The organism is Azospirillum sp. A26 (assembly GCF_042604635.1).
GTDB classification, from domain to species: Bacteria; Pseudomonadota; Alphaproteobacteria; order Azospirillales; family Azospirillaceae; genus Azospirillum; species Azospirillum palustre.
In genome coordinates, this window is sequence record NZ_CP170472.1 from 2,057,386 (window position 1) to 2,075,731 (window position 18,346).

The following is an 18,346-nucleotide window of genomic DNA, read 5'->3' on the forward strand; positions in this document are numbered from 1 at the left end:
AGACTGGGGAGGGTCGGGACACCCGCGATGCTGGCCTACATCATCCGCCGCCTGTTGCTGATCATCCCCACCCTGTTCGGGATCATGGTGATCAATTTCCTGATCGTGCAGATCGCCCCCGGCGGCCCGATCGAGCAGATGATCGCCCGCGTCCAGGGCACCGCGGTGGAAGCGACCTCGCGCATCGGCGGCAGCGCCGGCGGCGACGCCAACGCCGCCCAGCGCCAGAACCAGACCGGCGGCGACAGCGGCGGCAAGTATCGCGGCGCCCAGGGTCTGGACCCCGCCTTCATCAAGCAGCTGGAGAAGGAGTTCGGCTTCGACAAGCCGCTGCACGAACGCTTCATCCACATGATGTCGAACTACATCGTGTTCGATTTCGGGACCAGCTACTTCCGCGACCGCCGCGTGGTCGATCTGGTGCTGGAAAAGATGCCGGTGTCGATCTCGCTCGGCATCTGGACGACGCTGATCGTCTATCTGGTCTCCATCCCCTTGGGCATCGCCAAGGCGGTGCGCGACGGCCAGCCCTTCGACGTCTGGACGTCGGGCGTCGTCATCGTCGGCTACGCCATCCCCAGCTTCCTGTTCGCGGTGCTGCTGATCGTGGTGTTCGCCGGCGGGCGCTATTTCGACTGGTTCCCCCTGCGCGGGCTGGTCTCGGACAATTGGGCCAGCCTGCCCTGGTACAAACAGGTGCTCGACTATTTCTGGCACATGGCGCTGCCGGTGTTCTCCATGGTGATCGGCGGCTTCGCCGGCCTGACCATGCTGACCAAGAACTCCTTCATGGAGGAGATCGGCAAGCAGTACGTCACCACCGCGCGCGCCAAGGGCCTGACCGAGAACCGCGTGCTGTACGGCCATGTCTTCCGCAACGCCATGCTGATCGTCATCGCCGGCTTCCCCGGCGCCTTCATAGGCATCCTGTTCACCGGCGCCATGCTGATCGAGGTGATCTTCTCGCTCGACGGGCTGGGGCTGCTGGGTTTCGAGGCGGCAATCAACCGCGACTATCCGGTGATGTTCGGCACGCTCTATTTCTTCACGCTGCTGGGGCTGATCATGAATCTGGTCGGCGACATCACCTATGTGATGGTCGATCCCCGCATCGACTTCGACTCGCGGAGGGTGTGATGACTCCGCTGACCCGGCGCCGGCTGGCCAATTTCAAGGCGAACCGCCGCGGCTTCTGGTCCTTCTGGATCTTCCTGGTGCTGTTCACCGTCTCGCTGGGGGCGGAGTTCATCGCCAACGACAAGCCGCTGCTGATCGAATACGAGAACCACTATTACTGGCCGGTCTTCCACACCTACCCCGAGACCACCTTCGGCGGCGAGTTCGAGACGGAGACCGATTACCGCGACCCCTATGTCCGCGACCTGATCGCCGCCAAGGGCTGGATGGTCTGGCCGCCGATCCCCTACAGCTACCGCACCATCAACTACAACCTGCCGGTCCCGGCGCCTGCCCCGCCGTCGGCCGACAACTGGCTCGGCACCGACGACCAGGGGCGCGACGTGGTGGCGCGGCTGATCTACGGCTTCCGCATCTCGGTGCTGTTCGGTCTGGTGCTGACCCTCTTCTCGTCGGTCATCGGCGTCGCGGCCGGCGCGGTCCAGGGCTATTTCGGCGGCCTGACCGACCTGCTGTTCCAGCGCTTCATCGAGATCTGGCAGGGGCTGCCCACCCTGTTCCTGCTGATCATCCTGGCCAGCGTGGTGACGCCGACCTTCTGGTGGCTGCTCGGCCTGCTGCTGCTGTTCTCCTGGACCGCCCTGGTCCATGTGGTGCGGGCGGAGTTCCTGCGGGCGCGCAACCTCGATTACGTGCGCGCGGCCAAGGCGCTGGGGGCCGGCGACGTGACCATCATGGTGCGCCATGTGCTGCCCAACGCCATGGTGGCGACGCTGACCTTCATGCCCTTCATCCTCAACGGCTCGATCACCACCCTGACCGCGCTGGATTTCCTCGGCTTCGGCCTGCCGCCCGGCTCGCCGTCGCTGGGCGAGCTGCTGGCCCAGGGCAAGGCCAATCTCCAGGCGCCGTGGCTGGGCCTGACCGCCTTCTTCGTGCTGGCGATCATGCTGAGCCTGCTGATCTTCATCGGCGAGGCGGTGCGCGACGCCTTCGACCCGCGCAAGACCATCGCCCAGATGTCGACCGCGCTGCCCGGCGAGGCCGCCGCGGCCACCGCGGCGCGCAAGGAAGCGGCGGAATGACGATGACGACCGTGAAGAGCCCGACATGAGCCTGATGCCCCCCAACCCCGACCTGCTGTCCGTGCGGGGCCTGCGCGTCGATTTCCGCTCGGGCGCCGGCGCGACCCAGGCGGTCAAGGGCGTGTCCTTCGACATCCAGAAGGGCGAGACGCTGGCGCTCGTCGGCGAATCGGGCTCCGGCAAGTCGGTGACGGCGCTGTCGATCCTGCAGCTGCTGCCCTACCCGATGGCGCACCACCCCGCCGGCTCGATCCGCTTCCGCGACACCGAACTGCTGGGCGCGGAGGAGCGGACCCTGCGGCAGGTGCGCGGCAACCGCATCGCCATGATCTTCCAGGAGCCGATGACCTCGCTGAACCCGCTGCACAGCATCGAGCGGCAGATCAACGAGACCCTGTTCCTGCACAAGCGCCTGTCGACCAGCGCCGCCCGCGCCCGCACGCTGGAGCTGCTGCGCCTCGTCGGCTTGCCCGACCCGGAAAAGCGGCTGACCGCCTACCCGCACGAGCTGTCGGGCGGCCAGCGCCAGCGCGTGATGATCGCCATGGCGCTCGCCAACGAGCCCGACCTGCTGATCGCCGACGAGCCGACCACCGCGCTCGACGTCACCATCCAGGCGCAGATCCTGGCGCTGCTGAAGGATCTGCAAAGCCGCTTCGGCATGGCGCTGCTGCTGATCACCCACGATCTCGGTGTGGTGCGCAAGATGGCGGACCGCGTCTGCGTGATGAACCAGGGTGAGATCGTCGAGCAGGCCAAGGTCGACGACCTGTTCATCCGCCCGCGCCACGCCTACACCAAGAAGCTGCTGTCGGCCGAGCCGCGCGGCAACCCGCTGTCGCCCCCCGAGGATGCGGCGGAGGTGATGGCCGCCGACCGGCTGAAGGTCCATTTCCCGATCAAGAAGGGACTGCTGCGCCGCACCGTCGGCCATATCAAGGCGGTGGACGGCGTCGATGTCGCGGTCCGCCGCGGCCACACCGTCGGCGTCGTCGGCGAATCGGGCTCGGGCAAGACGACGCTGGGCCTCGCCCTGCTGCGGCTACACGCCAGCGAGGGCGCCATCCGCTTCGACGGCACCGACATCCAGGGCTGGCAGCCGAAGCGCCTGCGGGGCTTGCGGCGCGAGATGCAGATCGTCTTCCAGGACCCCTACGGCAGCCTGTCGCCCCGCCTGTCGGTCGGCCAGATCATCGGCGAGGGGCTCGGCATCCACGGCATCGGCGACGCCAAGGAACGCGAGGCGATGGTCGCCCGCGCGCTGGAGGAGGTCGGCCTGCCGCCCGAGGCGCGCAACCGCTACCCGCACGAGTTCTCCGGCGGCCAGCGCCAGCGCATCGCCATCGCCCGCGCCCTGGTGCTGAAGCCGAAATTCGTCGTGCTGGACGAGCCGACCTCGGCGCTCGACATGTCGGTGCAGGCGCAGATCGTCGACCTGCTGCGCGACATCCAGGCCCGCCACAACCTCGCCTACCTGTTCATCAGCCACGATCTGCGGGTGGTGCGGGCGCTGTCCAGCCACGTCATGGTGATGAAGGACGGCAAGGTGGTCGAACAGGGACCGACCCAGCGCATCTTCGAGGAGCCGCGCGAGGAGTACACCCGCGCCCTGCTCGCCGCCGCGTTGAACCTGGAGGCGGTGGAGTCGCCGGCGGTGCGGACGTAGGGTGCGTGCGATTCCTTGGGCGCGGGAGGTGCGGACAAGATTTCCACGGATTTCACGGATTGGGACACGGATTTCACGGATGTCGCGGCCCAAGGCCGCCCCCCTTCGTGAAGGGCCGAAGCGCCGCTAAGTTCAAAAAAATCCGTGAAATCCGTGTCTAAATCCGTGAAATCCGTGGAAAAGCCACGCACCGGAACCACAGCGTCCGGGACAACCCGCCACCGTGCCAAGGGCTTTATCCCGAACCGCTCCCTCGGGTAGGGTACCGCTCCCCTCGCACAAGACCGACGCGCCGCCGCCATGACCGACTCCGCCCCGCAAGACGCCGCCCGCCTCGCCGAAGCCGTCCGCTCTGGCGACCGCCGCGCGCTGGCACGGGCGATCACGCTGATCGAATCGACGCGCGCCGACCATCGCGTCACCGCCGAGGCGCTGCTGGCGGCGCTGCTGCCCCATACCGGCAACTCGGTGCGACTCGGCATCTCCGGCGTGCCGGGGGTCGGCAAATCGACCTTCATCGAGGCGTTCGGGCTGCATGTCATCGGGCTGGGGCACAAGGTCGCGGTGCTGGCGGTCGATCCGTCGTCGCAGCGCACCGGCGGCTCGATCCTGGGCGACAAGACCCGGATGGTCGACCTGTCGCGCGATCCCGACGCCTTCATCCGCCCTTCCCCCGCCGGTGCGACGCTGGGCGGCGTGGCGCGCCGCACCCGCGAGGCGATGCTGGTCTGCGAGGCCGCCGGCTTCGACGTGATCGTGGTGGAGACGGTCGGCGTCGGCCAGTCGGAGACCGCGGTCGCCGACATGGTCGACCTGTTCATGCTGCTGCTGCTGCCGGCCGGCGGCGACGAGTTGCAGGGCATCAAGAAGGGCATCGTCGAGCTGGCCGACCTCGTGGTCGTCAACAAGGCCGACGGCGATCTCGCCGCCACCGCCCGCCACACCGTCGCCGATTACCGCCATGCGCTGACCCTGCTGCGCCATGGCGACTGGCGGGTCCCGGTTCTCAGCTGCTCGGCCTTCAAAAAGATCGGCATCGACACGATCTGGGACACCATCGGCGAGCACAAGGCGCTGACCGAGGCCAACGGCGCCCGCGCCACCCGCCGGGCGGAACAGGCCCGCGCCTGGCTGTGGAGCGAGATCCGTGAGACGCTGATCGACCGTTTCCGCGCCCATCCGGCGGTGCGGGCCGATCTGGCGCGACTCGAGGCCGAGGTGACCGCCGGAACCACCATCCCGGCGGCGGCAGCCCACACCCTTCTCGGGCGCTTCCTCGACCGGACGGAAACCGCCTGATCCAACGGGGCATAACCCGTTCAGCTTATGTTGCACCGCAACAAATCCGTTGCACCGCACCAACCGTAGGGCTATTCTGCACCGGGCGGGAAAGGGGCGACGTGCGCCGATTCGACTTTGTCGGTTCGCCTTCGTCGCTTGGGCCGGGGTGCCCGCGGTCTCCTGGGGTTACGCCGGAGCGGCCTTTCCGTTTCCGCCAATATGCCTTGCTCTACGGGAGACAACGCCATGACCGCTCAGCCGACCCCCGCCAACGTCCTGACCCTGTTCAAGACCAACGCCCAAACCACTGCCGCCAAGTCCGCCCGCGTCGCCACGCTGGTGCAGGACGGCTACCGCCGCTGGTTCGACGGCGTCACCGCCTCGGTCAACGACGCCAGCCGCTTGGCCGCCGGGCTGGGCAAGGCCCGCAACGCCGCCGATCTGGCGGCCTTGCAGCGCGATTGGCTGTCCACCACCCAGGCCCGCGTGACCGAGAGCGTGCAGGGCTTCCTGGACGTCTCCACCAAGATCGCCGCCGAGATCACCGCCCTGCCGGCCCCGGCCGCGGAGACTGCCCCGTTGGCCGCTCCCGTGGCGGCCCCCACCCTGGCCCCCGTCGCCGCCCCGGCCCCGAAGGTCGAGGCACCGGTGGCGGCCCCGGTGATTGCCGCCCCGAAGGTCGAGGCTCCGAAGGTCGAAATCGCCGCCCCGGCTCCGGCCGTCGAGTCTCCGCAGGCCGCCCCGGTTCCGGCCCCTGTTCCGGCTGTTGCCGCGGAGACCGCTCCGGTCGCCGCCACCGTTGCCGCTCCGGCCGCCGACTCGGTCGAGGTTCCGGTGAAGGAACTGGTCGAAACGGTGAAGGCCGAGACGGCCGCCCCCGCCGCGGCAATCGCCGCCGAGGCGAAGGCGGTGGCCAAGCCGGCGCAGCGCCGCCCCGGCAAGCCGCTGGCCGCCAAGCCGGCGTCGAAGACCTCGCCGACCGTGAACTGACACCCGTCGGCACAAGATTGGCGCGGCTCGTCTCTTCGTCGGATCGAAGAGGCCGCCGCGCTTCGACTCTCCACAATACCGCGACGACTCGGGCTTTAACGGTTTCATCGCGGTTCCCGGTTTGAAGACAGGCTTGACGACGGCGCTTTTGTTCGACTATATAGCGGCCTCCTTCGGGCGGCGGGCCGTCCGTTACCGGGTTTCATTTGCTAAAATAAAGGAACAGTCCGATGGCACGTCGGTGCTCCGTGACCGGCAAGGGCACGCAGTTTGGCAACAACGTCAGCCACGCCAACAACAAGAATCGTCGCCGCTTCCAGCCGAACCTCCAGGAAACGTCGCTGCTCAGCGACAGCCTGGGTCAGCTGGTGCGTCTGCGCCTCTCGGTGAACGCGATCCGCTCGATCGAGCACAAGGGCGGCCTCGACGCCTTCCTGCTCGATGCGAAGGACGCGGTGCTGAGCCTGGATGCCCGTCGCATCAAGCGCCGGATCTCCAAGGCGCAGGAGAAGCAGCAGGCCGCGGCCTGATCGCTTCCCCGATTCTGGGGCGCGTTTGGTGTGCTGACGCGGGGCGCTTGCCGCTCCGCTGAAGAAGTTAGGACGCGTACAGGACGATTCCGACTCCCGGTAAGAGAGCGGCGCGCGACATCCGAAAGGGTGCCGCGCGTTTCGTCATTTCAGGGCCTGCTGTTTCCGGGCCTCTCATTTCTTGCGATGTGAACCATGGAACATCTCCGGAAAGATGTTCCACGCCGTTCCATCTTCAACATTTCATCGGCTGGCGCCCTACTCTTCCAGCAGCCCGTCCGGATCCTCGGCATCCACCACCCGCCGGGCGATCTCATAGCCGAAGCCGGCGCGCCCCAGCGCCGCCATGTCCTTCTCCCGCTGCGCCGCGCGCTGGTCCGGCCGCCGGTAGGGTCCCAGACGGCGCCGCTTCGCCAGCGCCAGCGCCGCCGTCAAATCCAAGTCCGGCCCGACATCCTCGCGCAGGCTGTCCAGCGCCTTGTCGGCCTCGTCGCGGCCGATGCCCTTGCCGGCCAGCTTCTGGGCGATCAGCCGGGTGGAGGCGCCGCGGCGGTGCAGGCTTTCGGTGCGCATCCGGGCATAGGTCTCGTCGTTCAGCAGGCCGCTGCGGACATAGCGCGCCACCAACTCGTCGATCCAGCGGGCCCCCTCCTCGCGGTCGGTGCCGTGGGCCTTGGCCGACAGGTCGACCTTGCGCATCAGCACCCGGCGCAGATTGGATGTCGAACTGGCGAAGCGCTCCAGATAATACAGCGCCGCGTTCTCCAGATACTGCGGCGTGACCCGCTTCGGCGGCTTTCTCGCCGGCGACCGGGCGGGGGGAACGGAACGCTTATCGTCGGTGTTCATGGCAGTCCCTTCGGCGGCGGCGGTTGCCGGATGGGCGGGCCGCACGTACAGTCCGTGGCCTTACTGGCGGTCCGTGACCTACCCGGCGCCCTTTCCTGGCGAAACAGTTCCGGCCCTCACCCGGCTCCCCCAGGGGGGCCGAAACCGCGGGTGCCGGTTCCCAAAAGGCAGATCGTGACGCGATGACCCTTCCCCTTCCTCCCATGCCGCGCAATGTCGGTTCCGTCAACTGGATCGGCCTGTGGACGCTTTATGCACGCGAGGTGCGGCGCTTCATCAAGGTGCACCAGCAGACCGTCTGGGCGCCGGTGGTGACGACGCTGCTCTATTACGCGGTGTTCGCCCTGTCGCTGGGGGCGGCGGTGCGGATGGTCGGCCCGACGCCTTACCTGGAGTTCCTGGCCCCCGGCCTGATCATGATGGCGATGGTGCAGAACGCCTTCGCCAACACCTCCTCCTCCGTCGTGATCGCCAAGGTCCAGGGCAACATCGTCGACATCCTGATGCCGCCGCTGTCGCCGATGGAACTGGTCAGCGGCTTCGTGCTGGGCGGCGTCACCCGCGGCGTCGTGGTCGGTCTGGTGACGGGTCTCGCCATCTGGGCGGTGATCCCGATGCACATGCCGCATCCGGGCTTCGTCATCTTCCATGCGGTGATGGCGTCGATGCTGCTGGCGCTGCTGGGTCTGGTCGGCGGCGTCTGGTCGGAGAAGTTCGACAACATCGCCGCGGTGACCAACTTCGTGGTGACGCCGCTGTCCTTCCTGTCCGGCACCTTCTATTCGGTCGACACCCTGCCGCCGGTCTTCTGGTGGGTCGCCCATTTCGATCCGTTCTTCTACATGATCGACGGTTTCCGCTACGGCTTCATCGGGGTGTCCGACGGGGCGCGCTGGCTGGGCGTGGCGGTGATGCTGGGCGTGAATATCGGTCTGTGGTGGCTCGCCTGGCGCATGTTCAAGACCGGCTACAAGCTTAAGGCGTGAAGACGCTGCGAAAACAGCGCTTTTTCACCCCTGTCCGTTGACAGAACCCATCAATCCCCGGATATTTGCCGTTCCCGGCGGTCAGGCATTGGCCGCCGGATTTTCCTTTTTTGGGAGACCAAAGCCGTGATCCCCGTCGTTATGCCCACATACGCCCGCGCCGATGTTGTTTTCGAGCGCGGTGAAGGTCCGTATCTCTACGCGACCGACGGGCGACGATTCCTCGACTTCGCCGCAGGCGTCGCGGTGAACGCCCTGGGTCACGCGCATCCCTATCTGGTTGAGAAGCTGACCGAGCAGGCGCAGAAGCTGTGGCACACCTCCAACCTGTTCCGGGTCGCCGGGCAGGAGAGCCTGGGCAAGCGCCTGACCGAGGTGACCTTCGCCGACACGGTGTTCTTCACCAACTCCGGTGCGGAAGCGTGGGAATGCGGCGCCAAGGCCGTCCGCAAGTACCATTATGACAGCGGCAACCCGCAGAAGAACCGCATCATCACCTTCGAGCAGGCCTTCCATGGCCGCACGCTGGGCGCCATCTCGGCCGCCAAGCAGGAGAAGCTGGTGCATGGCTTCGACCCGCTGCTGGACGGCTTCGATCAGGTGCCGTTCGGCGATCTGGACGCCGTGCGCGCCGCGATCACGCCGGCCACCGGCGGCATCTGCGTCGAGCCGATCCAGGGCGAGGGCGGCATCCGTGCCGGCTCGGTGGAGTTCCTGCGCGGCCTGCGTGCGCTGTGCGACGAGCATGGCCTGCTGCTGTTCCTGGACGAGATCCAGTGCGGCATGGGCCGCACCGGCAAGCTGTTCGCCCATGAATGGGCCGGCATCGCGCCGGACGTCATGTGCGTCGCCAAGGGCATCGGCGGCGGCTTCCCGCTCGGCGCCTGCCTTGCGACCGAGCGTGCGGCGTCCGGCATGACCGCGGGCACCCACGGCTCGACCTATGGCGGCAACCCGCTGGCGACCGCCGTCGGCAACGCCGTGCTGGACGTCGTTCTGGCGCCGGGCTTCCTGGACGACGTGCAGAAGACCTCGGCCCTGCTGCGCGGCCGTCTGGAGGAGCTGATCGCCAGGCATCCGTCGATGTTCCTGGAGCTGCGCGGCCAGGGCCTGATGCTGGGCCTCAAGCTGGGCCAGCCGGTCGGCGAGGTGGTGGCGAAGCTGCGCGCCAACGGCCTGCTGTCGGTTCCGGCCGGCGACAATGTGGTGCGGCTGCTGCCGCCCCTGAACATCGGCGAAGCCGAAGTGAACGAAGCCGTCGGGATCCTCGACCGGACGGCGCAGGAGTGCGTGGGATGAACGGCGACAACAACACCGCCAACGGCACGGTTCGGCATTTCCTCGACATCGACCGGATGGACGGCGCCACCCTGCGCCGCCTGCTCGACCATGCCGTCCGCATCAAGGCCGACCTGAAGAAGGACCGGCTGGCCCATTCCACCCTGCTGGCCGGCCGCTCGCTGGCCCTGATCTTCGAGAAGCCCTCGACCCGCACCCGCGTGTCGTTCGAGGTCGGCATGCAGCAGTTCGGCGGCAATGTCGTGGTGCTGAAGCCCGACGACATGCAGCTCGGCCGCGGCGAGACCATCGGCGACACCGCCCGAGTGCTGTCGCGCTTCGTCGATGCGGTGATGGTCCGCACCACCGGCGAGGAGCGGGTGCATGAGCTGGCGGCCCACGCCAGCGTGCCCATCATCAACGGCCTGACCGACCAGACCCACCCCTGCCAGATCATGGCCGACCTGATGACCTTCGAGGAGCATCGCGGTCCGATCAACGGCCGGACCATCGCCTGGATCGGCGACTGCAACAACGTCGCGGTCAGCTGGGCGCATGCCGCCGTCCGCTTCGGCTTCGAGCTGCGTCTGGCCTGCCCGACCGTCTACGGCCCGTCGCCGGAGCTGCTGGCCTGGGCCGAGCGTGAGGGCAGCGGCCGTCTGGTCGTCACCGACAGCCCGGAAGAGGCGGTGCGCGGGGCCGAATGCGTCATCACCGACGCCTGGGCCTCGATGCACAACACCGACGTGGACGAGCGCGCCGCGATCCTCGCCCCCTATCAGGTGAACGAGGCGCTGATGGCGCACGCGCACCCCGAGGCGCTGTTCATGCACTGCCTGCCGGCCCACCGGAACGAGGAAGTGACCGACGGCGTGATCGACGGCCGCCATTCGGTGGTCTGGGACGAGGCGGAAAACCGCCTGCACGCCCAGAAGGCCATCCTCGGCTGGTGCATGGGCGTTCTGGACTGACCGTCCACGCCCGATCCCTGCAGTCGACGCTTCGATTGGCCCTCTCCCCACCGCGGGAGAGGGCCAAATTCGCATGGGTGCTCTACCGATCTTGATTCGGCCCCCCCGCACCCCGATCTTCGGCCCTACGCCTGCATAACCGGTCTCTGTCTTAAGGAATCTGCCCTATGGACGATCCGTCCGTCCGCCCGCTCACCGATGATTTCGTCCTGCCGTTCCAGATCGAGGCGTCGCGCCTGCGCGGCCGCATCATCAAGATGGGACCGGCGATCGACGAGATCCTGACCCGCCACGACTATCCGCCCACCGTCGCCCGCTTCCTGGCGGAGACGGCGACGCTCGCCGTGCTGCTCGCCAGCATGCTGAAGTACGAGGGTATCTTCACGCTCCAGACCAAGGGCGACGGGCCGATCAGCCTGATGGTGGCCGACGTCACCTCGGTCGGCGACGTGCGCGCCTATGCCCAGTTCGATCCGGAAGCGCTGGCCAAGGCCGAGCGGGACGTCGACATCGCCCCGGCCGCTGCCCTGCTGGGCAAGGGCTACATCGCCTTCACGGTGGACCAGGGTCCCGACACCGACCGCTACCAGGGCATCGTCGAGCTGTATGGCAAGACGCTGACCGACTGCGTCCAGCATTACTTCCGCCAGTCGGAGCAGATCGACACCGGCCTGACCGTCTCGGTCGACCGGGCGGCGCTGCCGGACGGCTCCTTCGGCCCCTGGCGGACCGGCGGCATCATGGTCCAGCGCCTGCCGCAGGAACAGGGCCTGACCGCGTCGGACGACGAGGACGATTGGCGCCGCGCCATGGCGCTGATGGCCAGCGTGTCCGGCGACGAGCTGCTGTCGACCGACCTGCCGGCCGCCGACCTGCTCTACCGCCTGTTCCACGAGGACGGCGTGCGGGTCTATGAGGGCAACGCGCTGCGCTTCGGCTGCCGCTGCTCGCGCGAGCGGGTGGAGACCATGCTGCGCAGCCTGCCCCGCGAAGAGGTGCAGGAGCTGAAGATCGACGACGGCCGGGTCGAGGTGACCTGCCAATTCTGCTCGACCGACTACCACTTCACCGACGCGGATCTCGACCGCGTGTATGGCGCGTAACCAGAGCAGGACCGGCCGCTGCCGAAAGGCGCCGGCCGGCCGCTTGCGCTCCCCTCGCCCATACTCTATGTCAATCTTTGACATGAACCCTTCATAGGGAGGACGGCGATGGCGACCAATGTGCATCTCACACCGGAGTTGGAGCGCTTCGCCCGCGACTGTGTCGAAGGCGGGCGATACAACAATGTGAGCGAAGTCGTGCGCTCCGGGCTGCGGTTGCTGCAGGATGCCGAGGAGCGGCGGCGAAATTTCAACGCCATGCTGCTCCAGGCCGAGGCCGAGGCCGACCGCGACGGCAGCGTCGCCATGGACGACATGCTGGCGGAGATCGACCGGATCATCGACCCCGGCAGCGACTCCCGCAGCCAATGACCGCCGTGGCTCTGTCGCCGGCGGCCCGCCGCGACCTGCTGGCGGCAATCCGCTGGATCGCCCAGGACAATCCCGGCGCCGCCCGTGCGTTGCGCGATACCATGGCCCGCGCCGCCCACCGCATCGGCGCTCATCCCCTGGCCGGAACGCAGCGCCTGGAACTGGCCGACCCGCCCTATCGCTTCGTCAGCCTGACCGGCTTTCCCTATATCGTCGTCTACAATTCCGAACGCCGGCCGCCGCTGATCGTGCGCATCCTTCATGGCGCCCGCGACCTGCCGGTCCTGCTCGGCGACCTGCCGCGCGATGCCGTGGACGGTTGAAGCACTCCCAAAAGCGCTCACCGGAATAGGCGGGATGCACCCCTCCGCCTTGGCGGCTATAGTGCCGCCGCACTTGCCCACCCACCCTCCCTCACCCGGAGCCCCCATGCTGTCGCGCCGCTTCACCCTTGCCGCCGGAATGGCCACCCTCCTGCTCGCCGCCTGCCAGAGCGCGCCGCCGCGGCCGGCGCCCCGTCCAGTCGACTTCGCCAATTTCGGGCCGATCGTTCTGAATGCCGGCACCATCGACGTGGTCGACGCCTACCGCCCGGTCGGCGGCAAGCATGTGGAGGACCGCTCCGCGGTTCCGCCGGCCGAGGCGGTGCGGCGCTGGGCGGCGGAGCGCTTGCAGGCGGCCGGCGGGACGGGCCGTGTGCGCGTCACCATCCGCGACGCCAGCATCGTCGAGGTGGCGCTGCCCACCAAGAAGGGCATTACCGGCTATTTCACCAACGACCAGGCCCAGCGCTACGACGGCCGGATCGAGGTGGAGATCTCCGGCGAGGTGCCGGACACCGGCAATGGCGGCTTCCGCGGCGTGACCCGCTCCACCGTCACCCACTCCACCACCGTGGCGGAGAACATCTCGCTGGCCGACCGCGAGGCCACTTTCCTCGACATCACCCGCCGGATGATGGAGGACCTGAACGCCCGCCTCGATGCCGGCATCCGCAAGGATCTGGCGCCGATGGTCCGCCGCTGACCTTTTTGTAAGAGTTGGCCGGGCGCAAGAGTTGGCCCGCCCTTTGCGGTGGTGCACCCGACGTTTCGTCAGAACGGAAGGTGCCCATGCCGAAATTCGACCTCTACGTCGTCCGCCCGCCGGAGGGATCGGCCACGATCACAGCCATTCCCGAGGAAAAACAGCAGTCGTCTCAGGCGGCGCTCCGCAATCTCAGCCGCTCCGGCTGCATGGTGAAGTCCCTGGGCGACATAGACCTGTCCTTCGTCAAGAAGTCGGAGGCGCAGATCAAGCTGGAACTGGCGGTGCGGCAGATGTTCGCCGCCTCCGCCTACAAACCGCCGGTGTCCATTGTCTGGTAGTGGCCGTCCGGTGTTGACCATCCGGTAGCGGCATGAGGCGAGTGTCCTTCCGGCGGGGGCGGCAGAAACTGCCCCCGCCCGCCGCCCGTATCGGCAAACCCTGCCCTAGAGTGTGATCGGTTCAAGCGGAATCGCTTGAAGCGTGAATCACACGAAAAACCAAAAGACTAGAGTCCGTCTGGTGCTTCAATAAGCATCAGACGGACTCTAGATTTCCAGCTGCATGCCCAGCTCGACCACCCGGTTGGGCGGAATGCAGAAATACTCCGACGCGCTGGACGACAGCTTCGACAGGAAGATGAACAGCGGCTCCTGCCAGCGCGGCAGGCCGGACTTGCCATGGCTGCGGATCAGCGTCTCGCGGCTGACGAAATAGGTCGTCTCCATCGGCTCGAACGGCAGTCCGGGGATGCGCTTGCTTTCCAGCGCCACCGGGATGTCCGGCTCGTCCTTGAAGCCGAAATGGACGATCAGCCGGAAGAACCCGGCCGACAGCGCCTTCAGCTCGAAGCGCTGCTCGTCCGGCACATGCGGCACGTCCTCGATGTCGACGGTCAGCAGCACGACGCGCTGATGCAGCACCTTGTAGTGCTTCATGCTGTGCAGCAGCCCCGGCGGCAGGCCGCGCGGGTTGCCGGTCAGGAACACCGCGGTGCCCGGCACCCGCTGCACCGACCCGCTCTTCAGCCGCTCCAGCAATATGTCGAAGGGCAGCGCATCCTCGGCCAGCCGCTTGCGCACCACCTCGCGGCCGCGCCGCCACGTCGCCATCAGCAGGAAGACCGCCGCCCCCACCACCAGCGGGAACCAGCCGCCCTCCTCCACCTTCACCAGATTGGCGAGGAACAGCGCCATGTCGACGGTCAGGAACACCGCCAGCGCCAGCACCGCCTGCCACAGCTTCCAGCGGCCGAGCGAGCGCGCCACCTTGTAGGCCAGCAGCGTGGTCGCCACCATCGTGCCGGTCACCGCGATGCCGTAGGCGGCGGCGAGGTTGCTGGAGGTCTGGAAGCTCAGAACCAGCAGGATGACGCCGGCCAGCAGCAGCCAGGTCAGCTGCGGCATGTAGATCTGGCCCTTCTCGTGCTCCGAGGTGTGCATCACCTCCATCCGCGGCAGATAGCGCAGATGCATGGCCTGCAGGGTCACCGAATAGGCGCCGGAGATCACCGCCTGCCCGGCGATGATGGTGGCGGCGGTGGCCAGCAGCAGCAGCGGCACCTGCGCCCAGTCCGGCGCCAGATGGAAGAAGGGGTTCTCGATGGCTTCCGGCTCGTGCAGCAGCAGGGCGCCCTGGCCGAAATAGCACAGCAGCAGCGACGGCAGCACGATGCTGTACCAGGCGCCGCGGATCGGCTTGCGGCCGAAATGCCCCATGTCGGCATAGAGCGCCTCCGCCCCCGTCACCGCCAGCACCACGGCACCCAGCAGCAGGAAGCCGTGCCAGCCATGGTTGAACAGCATCTCCACCGCATGGCCGGGCCACACCGCGCCCAGTACGCCGGGATAGCGGATGATCTGCCCCAGACCCAGCACCGCCAGCGTCAGGAACCACACCAGCATCACCGGCCCGAACAGCTTGCCGACCTTCTCGGTGCCGAATCGCTGCAGCACGAACAGCCCGACCAGGATGGTCAACGTGATCGGGATGACATAGCTGTCCAGGGCCGGGGCGACGACATGCAGGCCCTCCACCGCGCTCAGCACCGAGATGGCGGGAGTGATCAGGCTGTCGCCGTAGAACAGCGAGGCGCCCATCACGCCGATCGCCATGACGACCCCGGTCCGCCGGTGCCCCGGCCGCATGCCGCGCAACGCCAGCGCGGTCAGCGCCAGGATGCCGCCTTCGCCCTGGTTGTCGGCGCGCATGATGAAGATGACGTACTTCACCGTCACCGTGATGATCAGCGCCCAGAAGATCAGCGACAGCACGCCCAGGATGACTTCGGGCGTCAGCGGGAAGCCGCCGCCCTCGGTCAGGCATTCACGCAGCGTGTAGAGCGGGCTGGTGCCGATGTCGCCATAGACGACACCCAGCGCCCCCAGCGCGAGCGCGCGCAGCTTGGCCGCATGCTCCCGCCCATCCATGCTTGCTTCCATACCCGGTCCGCTCCGATCATTTCGATGCACAGCCATGCCTAAGGTGGCTTGGCGTGGCCGCGCAAGCACCGAATGGCGAAACGCGCCACCGGCACGACCGATCCCCGGTGATTTTCATCCCGACGGGTTCGGAACGCCATAGCGCCGGCGCGGCACTCGGCACCGTTGCATCGCGGCCGGGGCCGTGCTTCCATTCCTGCGTGCACCGTGGACAGTTCCGAGCCGGCAGCCATGTCCAACGATTTCCTGTTCGCCTCGGACGAGTCTCCCACCCCGCAGGATCTTTCCGGCGGGGCCGGCGGGACCGGCGACACCGACCCCGCCGCTCCGCCCTGGCTGGTGCTGGTCGCCGACGACGAGCCGGAGGTGCATGCCGTCACCCGGCTGGCGCTCGCCCGGCTGCGCTTTCGCAACCGTCCCGTCCGCCTGCTCGACTGCACCAGTGCGGCCGAGGCGGAACGCATCCTGCGCGACACCCCGGACATCGCCGTCATCCTGCTCGACGTGGTGATGGAGACCGAGGATGCCGGCCTGCGGCTGGCCCGCCGCATCCGCGAGGATCTGGGCAACCGCGCCATCCGCATCGTCCTGCGCACCGGCCAGCCGGCCCGCGTGCCGGAGGAGGAGCTGGTCCTCGCCTATGAGATCGACGGCTACACCGCCAAGACCGAACTGACGGCGCGCCGGCTGTTCACCAGCGTGGTGACGGCATTGCGCGCCTATGCCGATCTGGCAGCCCTGGAACAAAAACTTGCCGAACGCAGCCGCGCGCTGGAGGAGGCGACCGTCCGCCTCAACCGCATGGCGACGCTGGACCCGCTGACCGGCGTGTGGACCCGCCGCCGCTTCCTGGAACTGGCGGCGGCGGAGCTGGCGCGGGCACGGCGCTATGGCCGGCATCTCGGCGTCTTCCTGCTCGACCTCGACGGCTTCAAGGCGGTCAACGACGCCCATGGCGATGCCGTCGGCGACGCGGTGCTGCGCGCGGTGGTGAAGCGGATCCGGGCGGCGCTCCGCATCTCCGATCACATCGCGCGGTCGGGCGGGGAGGAGTTCGTCGTGCTTCTGCCGGAAACCGATGATGCCGGCGCCGCGGTGGTGGCGGAACGGGTGCGCGCCGCCCTGGCCGACAGCCCGATCCTGGTGGAGGAGCGGACGATCCCCGTCACCGCCAGCATCGGTGTCGCCAACTGGCTTCCCGCCGAGCCCGGCGTCGAACAGACCCTGCACCGCGCCGAACACGCTTTGCATGCAGCCAAGCAAGCCGGCCGCAACCGGGTCGAGCGCGCGCCGGGGCCATAGGGTGCCACACCCGGCCTTCCGTCCTGCCGACTGTGTAATATCGTTTCAGCGGCGCGATTGAACGGCGGCAGGCCAGGGGTTACTCCTATCGTTGGAAACATCCTGGCGTATGCCATTTCCGATCGGGAGTTCGCACATGTGGCAGGACTACACCAACGCGCTGATGACCGCCTTCGGGCTGGCCGGGCTGGGGTTCGGCATCGGCAAGCTCGTCATCGTGCTGGGCGAACACGCGATCGAACGCCGCCACGGGTCGGAGGGGGTGCGCGACATCATCGCCCGCCGCGCCAAGCTGGAGACGAAGCTGGAGGCCCGCCGCGGTGACCGCATCCGCGAACTGAAGGATCTGGACGGTGCGGCCGAGGATGTGCTGCGCCGCCGCAAGGTGATGGAACGCCAGATCGAGGAGGCTCGCCAGTCCGGCGAGCGGCTGGTCCGTCTGGTCGGCGAGGAGGTCCGGGGCAGCCCCTGCTACGTCGCCATGGTGGTGAACAAATATGTCGGCACCAGCGCCGTCCAGCAGAGCCAGCATGCGCTGGTCGATCCCAGCTGGGCACAGCCGCAGATGATCGAGGTTTGGGCCCGCTCGATGGCGGAGGCGCGGACGGAGATCGAGCGGCGCTACCCGCCCGCCTTCGGCTATGCCGTGACGCGGATGCAGGAATTCCTGTCCGCCGACACCCCCGTCGCCAAGGCCAGCTGAGCCCCCATCGAAAGCCGGACCCGCCATGGACAGCATGCCCTACATTTTCTCCGGTCTGGTCGGCCTCGCCTCCCTGGCGGTGTCGCTGCTGCTGGCGTTGCGCCGCCTGAAGACGTCGGAGGAGCGGATCGCCACCGCGGTGTCGCGCAAGCAGGCGCAGGTCGAGCGGATCAAGAAGATCGCCCGCGTCACGCTCCAGCAGGCCCGCGACCTGCGCGACGCTCGCCGCCGCAAGGCGATGGTCGAGCTGGGCTGTGAGGATTTGGAGCAGCGCCTGAAGGCCGCCGGCGCCAACGACCGCCGCATCTATGTGCTGGACGACCGCCGCACCCAGAAAGACCAGGGCTGGCTCCTGCGGGTGGTCAACATCGAATACGGCACCCGCGTCAACCCAACCCTGATCCCCACCGCGCTCGACAGCTGGAAGCGCGGTCGGCGTTTCCTCGTTTGGGCGCTCGACGAGAAGAAGGCCCGCGAAAAGGTCAACGCCCGCTTCCCGGAGAACAAGGGCTTCACCGTCATGGGCGTTGAATCCTATACTGGGTGACAATATGGCGGCAGAGCCACAACCTGCCTTAATGATGACATAAGTCCCATTTTCAGATTATCATCCCCGTGCGCACCCA

General features: G+C 67.7%; 19 protein-coding genes. 17 read left to right on the forward strand and 2 right to left on the reverse strand.

What is annotated here, in order from left to right:
- Positions 1–27: 27 nt before the first annotated feature.
- The 6 genes from ABNQ39_RS10350 to rpmB all read left to right on the forward strand — a co-directional run bounded on the left by ABNQ39_RS10350 (position 28) and on the right by rpmB (position 6,689).
- Positions 28–1,137 carry a microcin C ABC transporter permease YejB gene (locus ABNQ39_RS10350; RefSeq protein WP_376957473.1) on the forward strand — a complete coding sequence of 370 codons (1,110 nt, stop codon included), beginning with the start codon at positions 28–30 and terminating at the stop codon, positions 1,135–1,137.
- Positions 1,137–2,222, forward strand: coding sequence for an ABC transporter permease (locus ABNQ39_RS10355; protein ID WP_376957475.1), 1,086 nt, complete (start codon positions 1,137–1,139; stop codon positions 2,220–2,222). Before ABNQ39_RS10350 ends, ABNQ39_RS10355 begins: the two co-directional genes overlap by 1 nt.
- Before the next feature lie 25 nt (positions 2,223–2,247).
- On the forward strand, positions 2,248–3,888 hold the full coding sequence (locus ABNQ39_RS10360) for an ABC transporter ATP-binding protein (protein ID WP_376957477.1): 1,641 nt from the start codon (positions 2,248–2,250) through the stop codon (positions 3,886–3,888).
- Positions 3,889–4,188: 300 nt separating this feature from the next.
- Positions 4,189–5,187 (forward strand): methylmalonyl Co-A mutase-associated GTPase MeaB, encoded by a 999-nt coding sequence (gene meaB / locus ABNQ39_RS10365; protein ID WP_376957479.1) that lies wholly within the window; start codon positions 4,189–4,191, stop codon positions 5,185–5,187.
- 228 nt (positions 5,188–5,415) lie between these two features.
- Positions 5,416–6,159, forward strand: a complete 744-nt coding sequence (locus ABNQ39_RS10370) for a hypothetical protein (protein WP_376957481.1) — start codon at positions 5,416–5,418, stop codon at positions 6,157–6,159.
- Between the two features lie 230 nt (positions 6,160–6,389).
- Positions 6,390–6,689, forward strand: a complete 300-nt coding sequence (gene rpmB / locus ABNQ39_RS10375; protein ID WP_012973047.1) for a 50S ribosomal protein L28 — start codon at positions 6,390–6,392, stop codon at positions 6,687–6,689.
- Positions 6,690–6,947: 258 nt separating this feature from the next.
- On the opposite strand, the gene ABNQ39_RS10380 is transcribed toward rpmB, so the two are convergent.
- On the reverse strand, positions 6,948–7,538 hold the full coding sequence (locus tag ABNQ39_RS10380) for a regulatory protein RecX (protein ID WP_376957484.1): 591 nt from the start codon (positions 7,536–7,538) through the stop codon (positions 6,948–6,950).
- A gap of 182 nt (positions 7,539–7,720) precedes the next feature.
- Between ABNQ39_RS10380 and ABNQ39_RS10385 the strand changes: the two genes are divergently transcribed.
- The 8 genes from ABNQ39_RS10385 (at position 7,721) to ABNQ39_RS10420 (ending at position 13,615) form a co-directional block, all read left to right on the forward strand.
- A complete protein-coding gene (locus ABNQ39_RS10385; RefSeq protein WP_376957486.1) occupies positions 7,721–8,524 on the forward strand; it encodes an ABC transporter permease in 804 nt (267 codons plus the stop codon).
- A gap of 141 nt (positions 8,525–8,665) precedes the next feature.
- Positions 8,666–9,823: an aspartate aminotransferase family protein gene (locus ABNQ39_RS10390; protein WP_376959776.1), complete on the forward strand. Its 1,158-nt coding sequence runs from the start codon at positions 8,666–8,668 to the stop codon at positions 9,821–9,823.
- Complete coding sequence (argF, locus tag ABNQ39_RS10395; RefSeq protein WP_376957488.1) at positions 9,820–10,773, forward strand: ornithine carbamoyltransferase; 954 nt, start codon at positions 9,820–9,822, stop codon at positions 10,771–10,773. Before ABNQ39_RS10390 ends, argF begins: the two co-directional genes overlap by 4 nt.
- Positions 10,774–10,940: 167 nt before the next feature.
- Positions 10,941–11,876 carry an Hsp33 family molecular chaperone gene (locus ABNQ39_RS10400; RefSeq protein ID WP_376957490.1) on the forward strand — a complete coding sequence of 312 codons (936 nt, stop codon included), beginning with the start codon at positions 10,941–10,943 and terminating at the stop codon, positions 11,874–11,876.
- Between the two features lie 108 nt (positions 11,877–11,984).
- Complete coding sequence (locus ABNQ39_RS10405) at positions 11,985–12,248, forward strand: type II toxin-antitoxin system ParD family antitoxin (RefSeq protein WP_376957492.1); 264 nt, start codon at positions 11,985–11,987, stop codon at positions 12,246–12,248.
- A complete protein-coding gene (locus ABNQ39_RS10410; RefSeq protein WP_376957494.1) occupies positions 12,245–12,571 on the forward strand; it encodes a type II toxin-antitoxin system RelE/ParE family toxin in 327 nt (108 codons plus the stop codon). The genes ABNQ39_RS10405 and ABNQ39_RS10410 overlap by 4 nt, the downstream gene beginning before the upstream one ends.
- 106 nt (positions 12,572–12,677) lie before the next feature.
- Positions 12,678–13,274 (forward strand): hypothetical protein, encoded by a 597-nt coding sequence (locus tag ABNQ39_RS10415; protein ID WP_376957496.1) that lies wholly within the window; start codon positions 12,678–12,680, stop codon positions 13,272–13,274.
- Between the two features lie 86 nt (positions 13,275–13,360).
- Entirely contained in the window at positions 13,361–13,615 is a 255-nt protein-coding gene (locus ABNQ39_RS10420) for a hypothetical protein (protein ID WP_109448658.1), read from the forward strand.
- Positions 13,616–13,822: 207 nt separating this feature from the next.
- Here the strand turns inward: ABNQ39_RS10420 and ABNQ39_RS10425 are convergent, their stop codons facing one another.
- A complete protein-coding gene (locus ABNQ39_RS10425; RefSeq protein ID WP_376957498.1) occupies positions 13,823–15,715 on the reverse strand; it encodes a potassium transporter Kup in 1,893 nt (630 codons plus the stop codon).
- 231 nt (positions 15,716–15,946) lie between these two features.
- Between ABNQ39_RS10425 and ABNQ39_RS10430 the strand changes: the two genes are divergently transcribed.
- The 3 genes from ABNQ39_RS10430 (at position 15,947) to ABNQ39_RS10440 (ending at position 18,267) form a co-directional block, all read left to right on the forward strand.
- Positions 15,947–17,017 (forward strand): GGDEF domain-containing response regulator, encoded by a 1,071-nt coding sequence (locus ABNQ39_RS10430; protein ID WP_376957500.1) that lies wholly within the window; start codon positions 15,947–15,949, stop codon positions 17,015–17,017.
- Between the two features lie 136 nt (positions 17,018–17,153).
- Entirely contained in the window at positions 17,154–17,720 is a 567-nt protein-coding gene (locus ABNQ39_RS10435) for a hypothetical protein (protein WP_376957502.1), read from the forward strand.
- A 25-nt stretch (positions 17,721–17,745) separates the two neighbouring features.
- Complete coding sequence (locus ABNQ39_RS10440; protein ID WP_376957504.1) at positions 17,746–18,267, forward strand: hypothetical protein; 522 nt, start codon at positions 17,746–17,748, stop codon at positions 18,265–18,267.
- Positions 18,268–18,346: the final 79 nt, after the last annotated feature.

What these genes read in the sequence shown, in the direction of transcription:
- ABNQ39_RS10350 (WP_376957473.1), top strand. Translation starts at nt 28, where the DNA reads ATGCTGGCCTACATCATCCGCCGCCTGTTGCTGATCATCCCCACCCTG.
- ABNQ39_RS10355 (WP_376957475.1), top strand. Translation starts at nt 1,137, where the DNA reads ATGACTCCGCTGACCCGGCGCCGGCTGGCCAATTTCAAGGCGAACCGC.
- ABNQ39_RS10360 (WP_376957477.1), top strand. Translation starts at nt 2,248, where the DNA reads ATGAGCCTGATGCCCCCCAACCCCGACCTGCTGTCCGTGCGGGGCCTG.
- meaB (WP_376957479.1), top strand. Translation starts at nt 4,189, where the DNA reads ATGACCGACTCCGCCCCGCAAGACGCCGCCCGCCTCGCCGAAGCCGTC.
- ABNQ39_RS10370 (WP_376957481.1), top strand. Translation starts at nt 5,416, where the DNA reads ATGACCGCTCAGCCGACCCCCGCCAACGTCCTGACCCTGTTCAAGACC.
- rpmB (WP_012973047.1), top strand. Translation starts at nt 6,390, where the DNA reads ATGGCACGTCGGTGCTCCGTGACCGGCAAGGGCACGCAGTTTGGCAAC.
- ABNQ39_RS10380 (WP_376957484.1), bottom strand. Translation starts at nt 7,538, where the DNA reads ATGAACACCGACGATAAGCGTTCCGTTCCCCCCGCCCGGTCGCCGGCG.
- ABNQ39_RS10385 (WP_376957486.1), top strand. Translation starts at nt 7,721, where the DNA reads ATGACCCTTCCCCTTCCTCCCATGCCGCGCAATGTCGGTTCCGTCAAC.
- ABNQ39_RS10390 (WP_376959776.1), top strand. Translation starts at nt 8,666, where the DNA reads ATGCCCACATACGCCCGCGCCGATGTTGTTTTCGAGCGCGGTGAAGGT.
- argF (WP_376957488.1), top strand. Translation starts at nt 9,820, where the DNA reads ATGAACGGCGACAACAACACCGCCAACGGCACGGTTCGGCATTTCCTC.
- ABNQ39_RS10400 (WP_376957490.1), top strand. Translation starts at nt 10,941, where the DNA reads ATGGACGATCCGTCCGTCCGCCCGCTCACCGATGATTTCGTCCTGCCG.
- ABNQ39_RS10405 (WP_376957492.1), top strand. Translation starts at nt 11,985, where the DNA reads ATGGCGACCAATGTGCATCTCACACCGGAGTTGGAGCGCTTCGCCCGC.
- ABNQ39_RS10410 (WP_376957494.1), top strand. Translation starts at nt 12,245, where the DNA reads ATGACCGCCGTGGCTCTGTCGCCGGCGGCCCGCCGCGACCTGCTGGCG.
- ABNQ39_RS10415 (WP_376957496.1), top strand. Translation starts at nt 12,678, where the DNA reads ATGCTGTCGCGCCGCTTCACCCTTGCCGCCGGAATGGCCACCCTCCTG.
- ABNQ39_RS10420 (WP_109448658.1), top strand. Translation starts at nt 13,361, where the DNA reads ATGCCGAAATTCGACCTCTACGTCGTCCGCCCGCCGGAGGGATCGGCC.
- ABNQ39_RS10425 (WP_376957498.1), bottom strand. Translation starts at nt 15,715, where the DNA reads ATGGAAGCAAGCATGGATGGGCGGGAGCATGCGGCCAAGCTGCGCGCG.
- ABNQ39_RS10430 (WP_376957500.1), top strand. Translation starts at nt 15,947, where the DNA reads ATGTCCAACGATTTCCTGTTCGCCTCGGACGAGTCTCCCACCCCGCAG.
- ABNQ39_RS10435 (WP_376957502.1), top strand. Translation starts at nt 17,154, where the DNA reads ATGTGGCAGGACTACACCAACGCGCTGATGACCGCCTTCGGGCTGGCC.
- ABNQ39_RS10440 (WP_376957504.1), top strand. Translation starts at nt 17,746, where the DNA reads ATGGACAGCATGCCCTACATTTTCTCCGGTCTGGTCGGCCTCGCCTCC.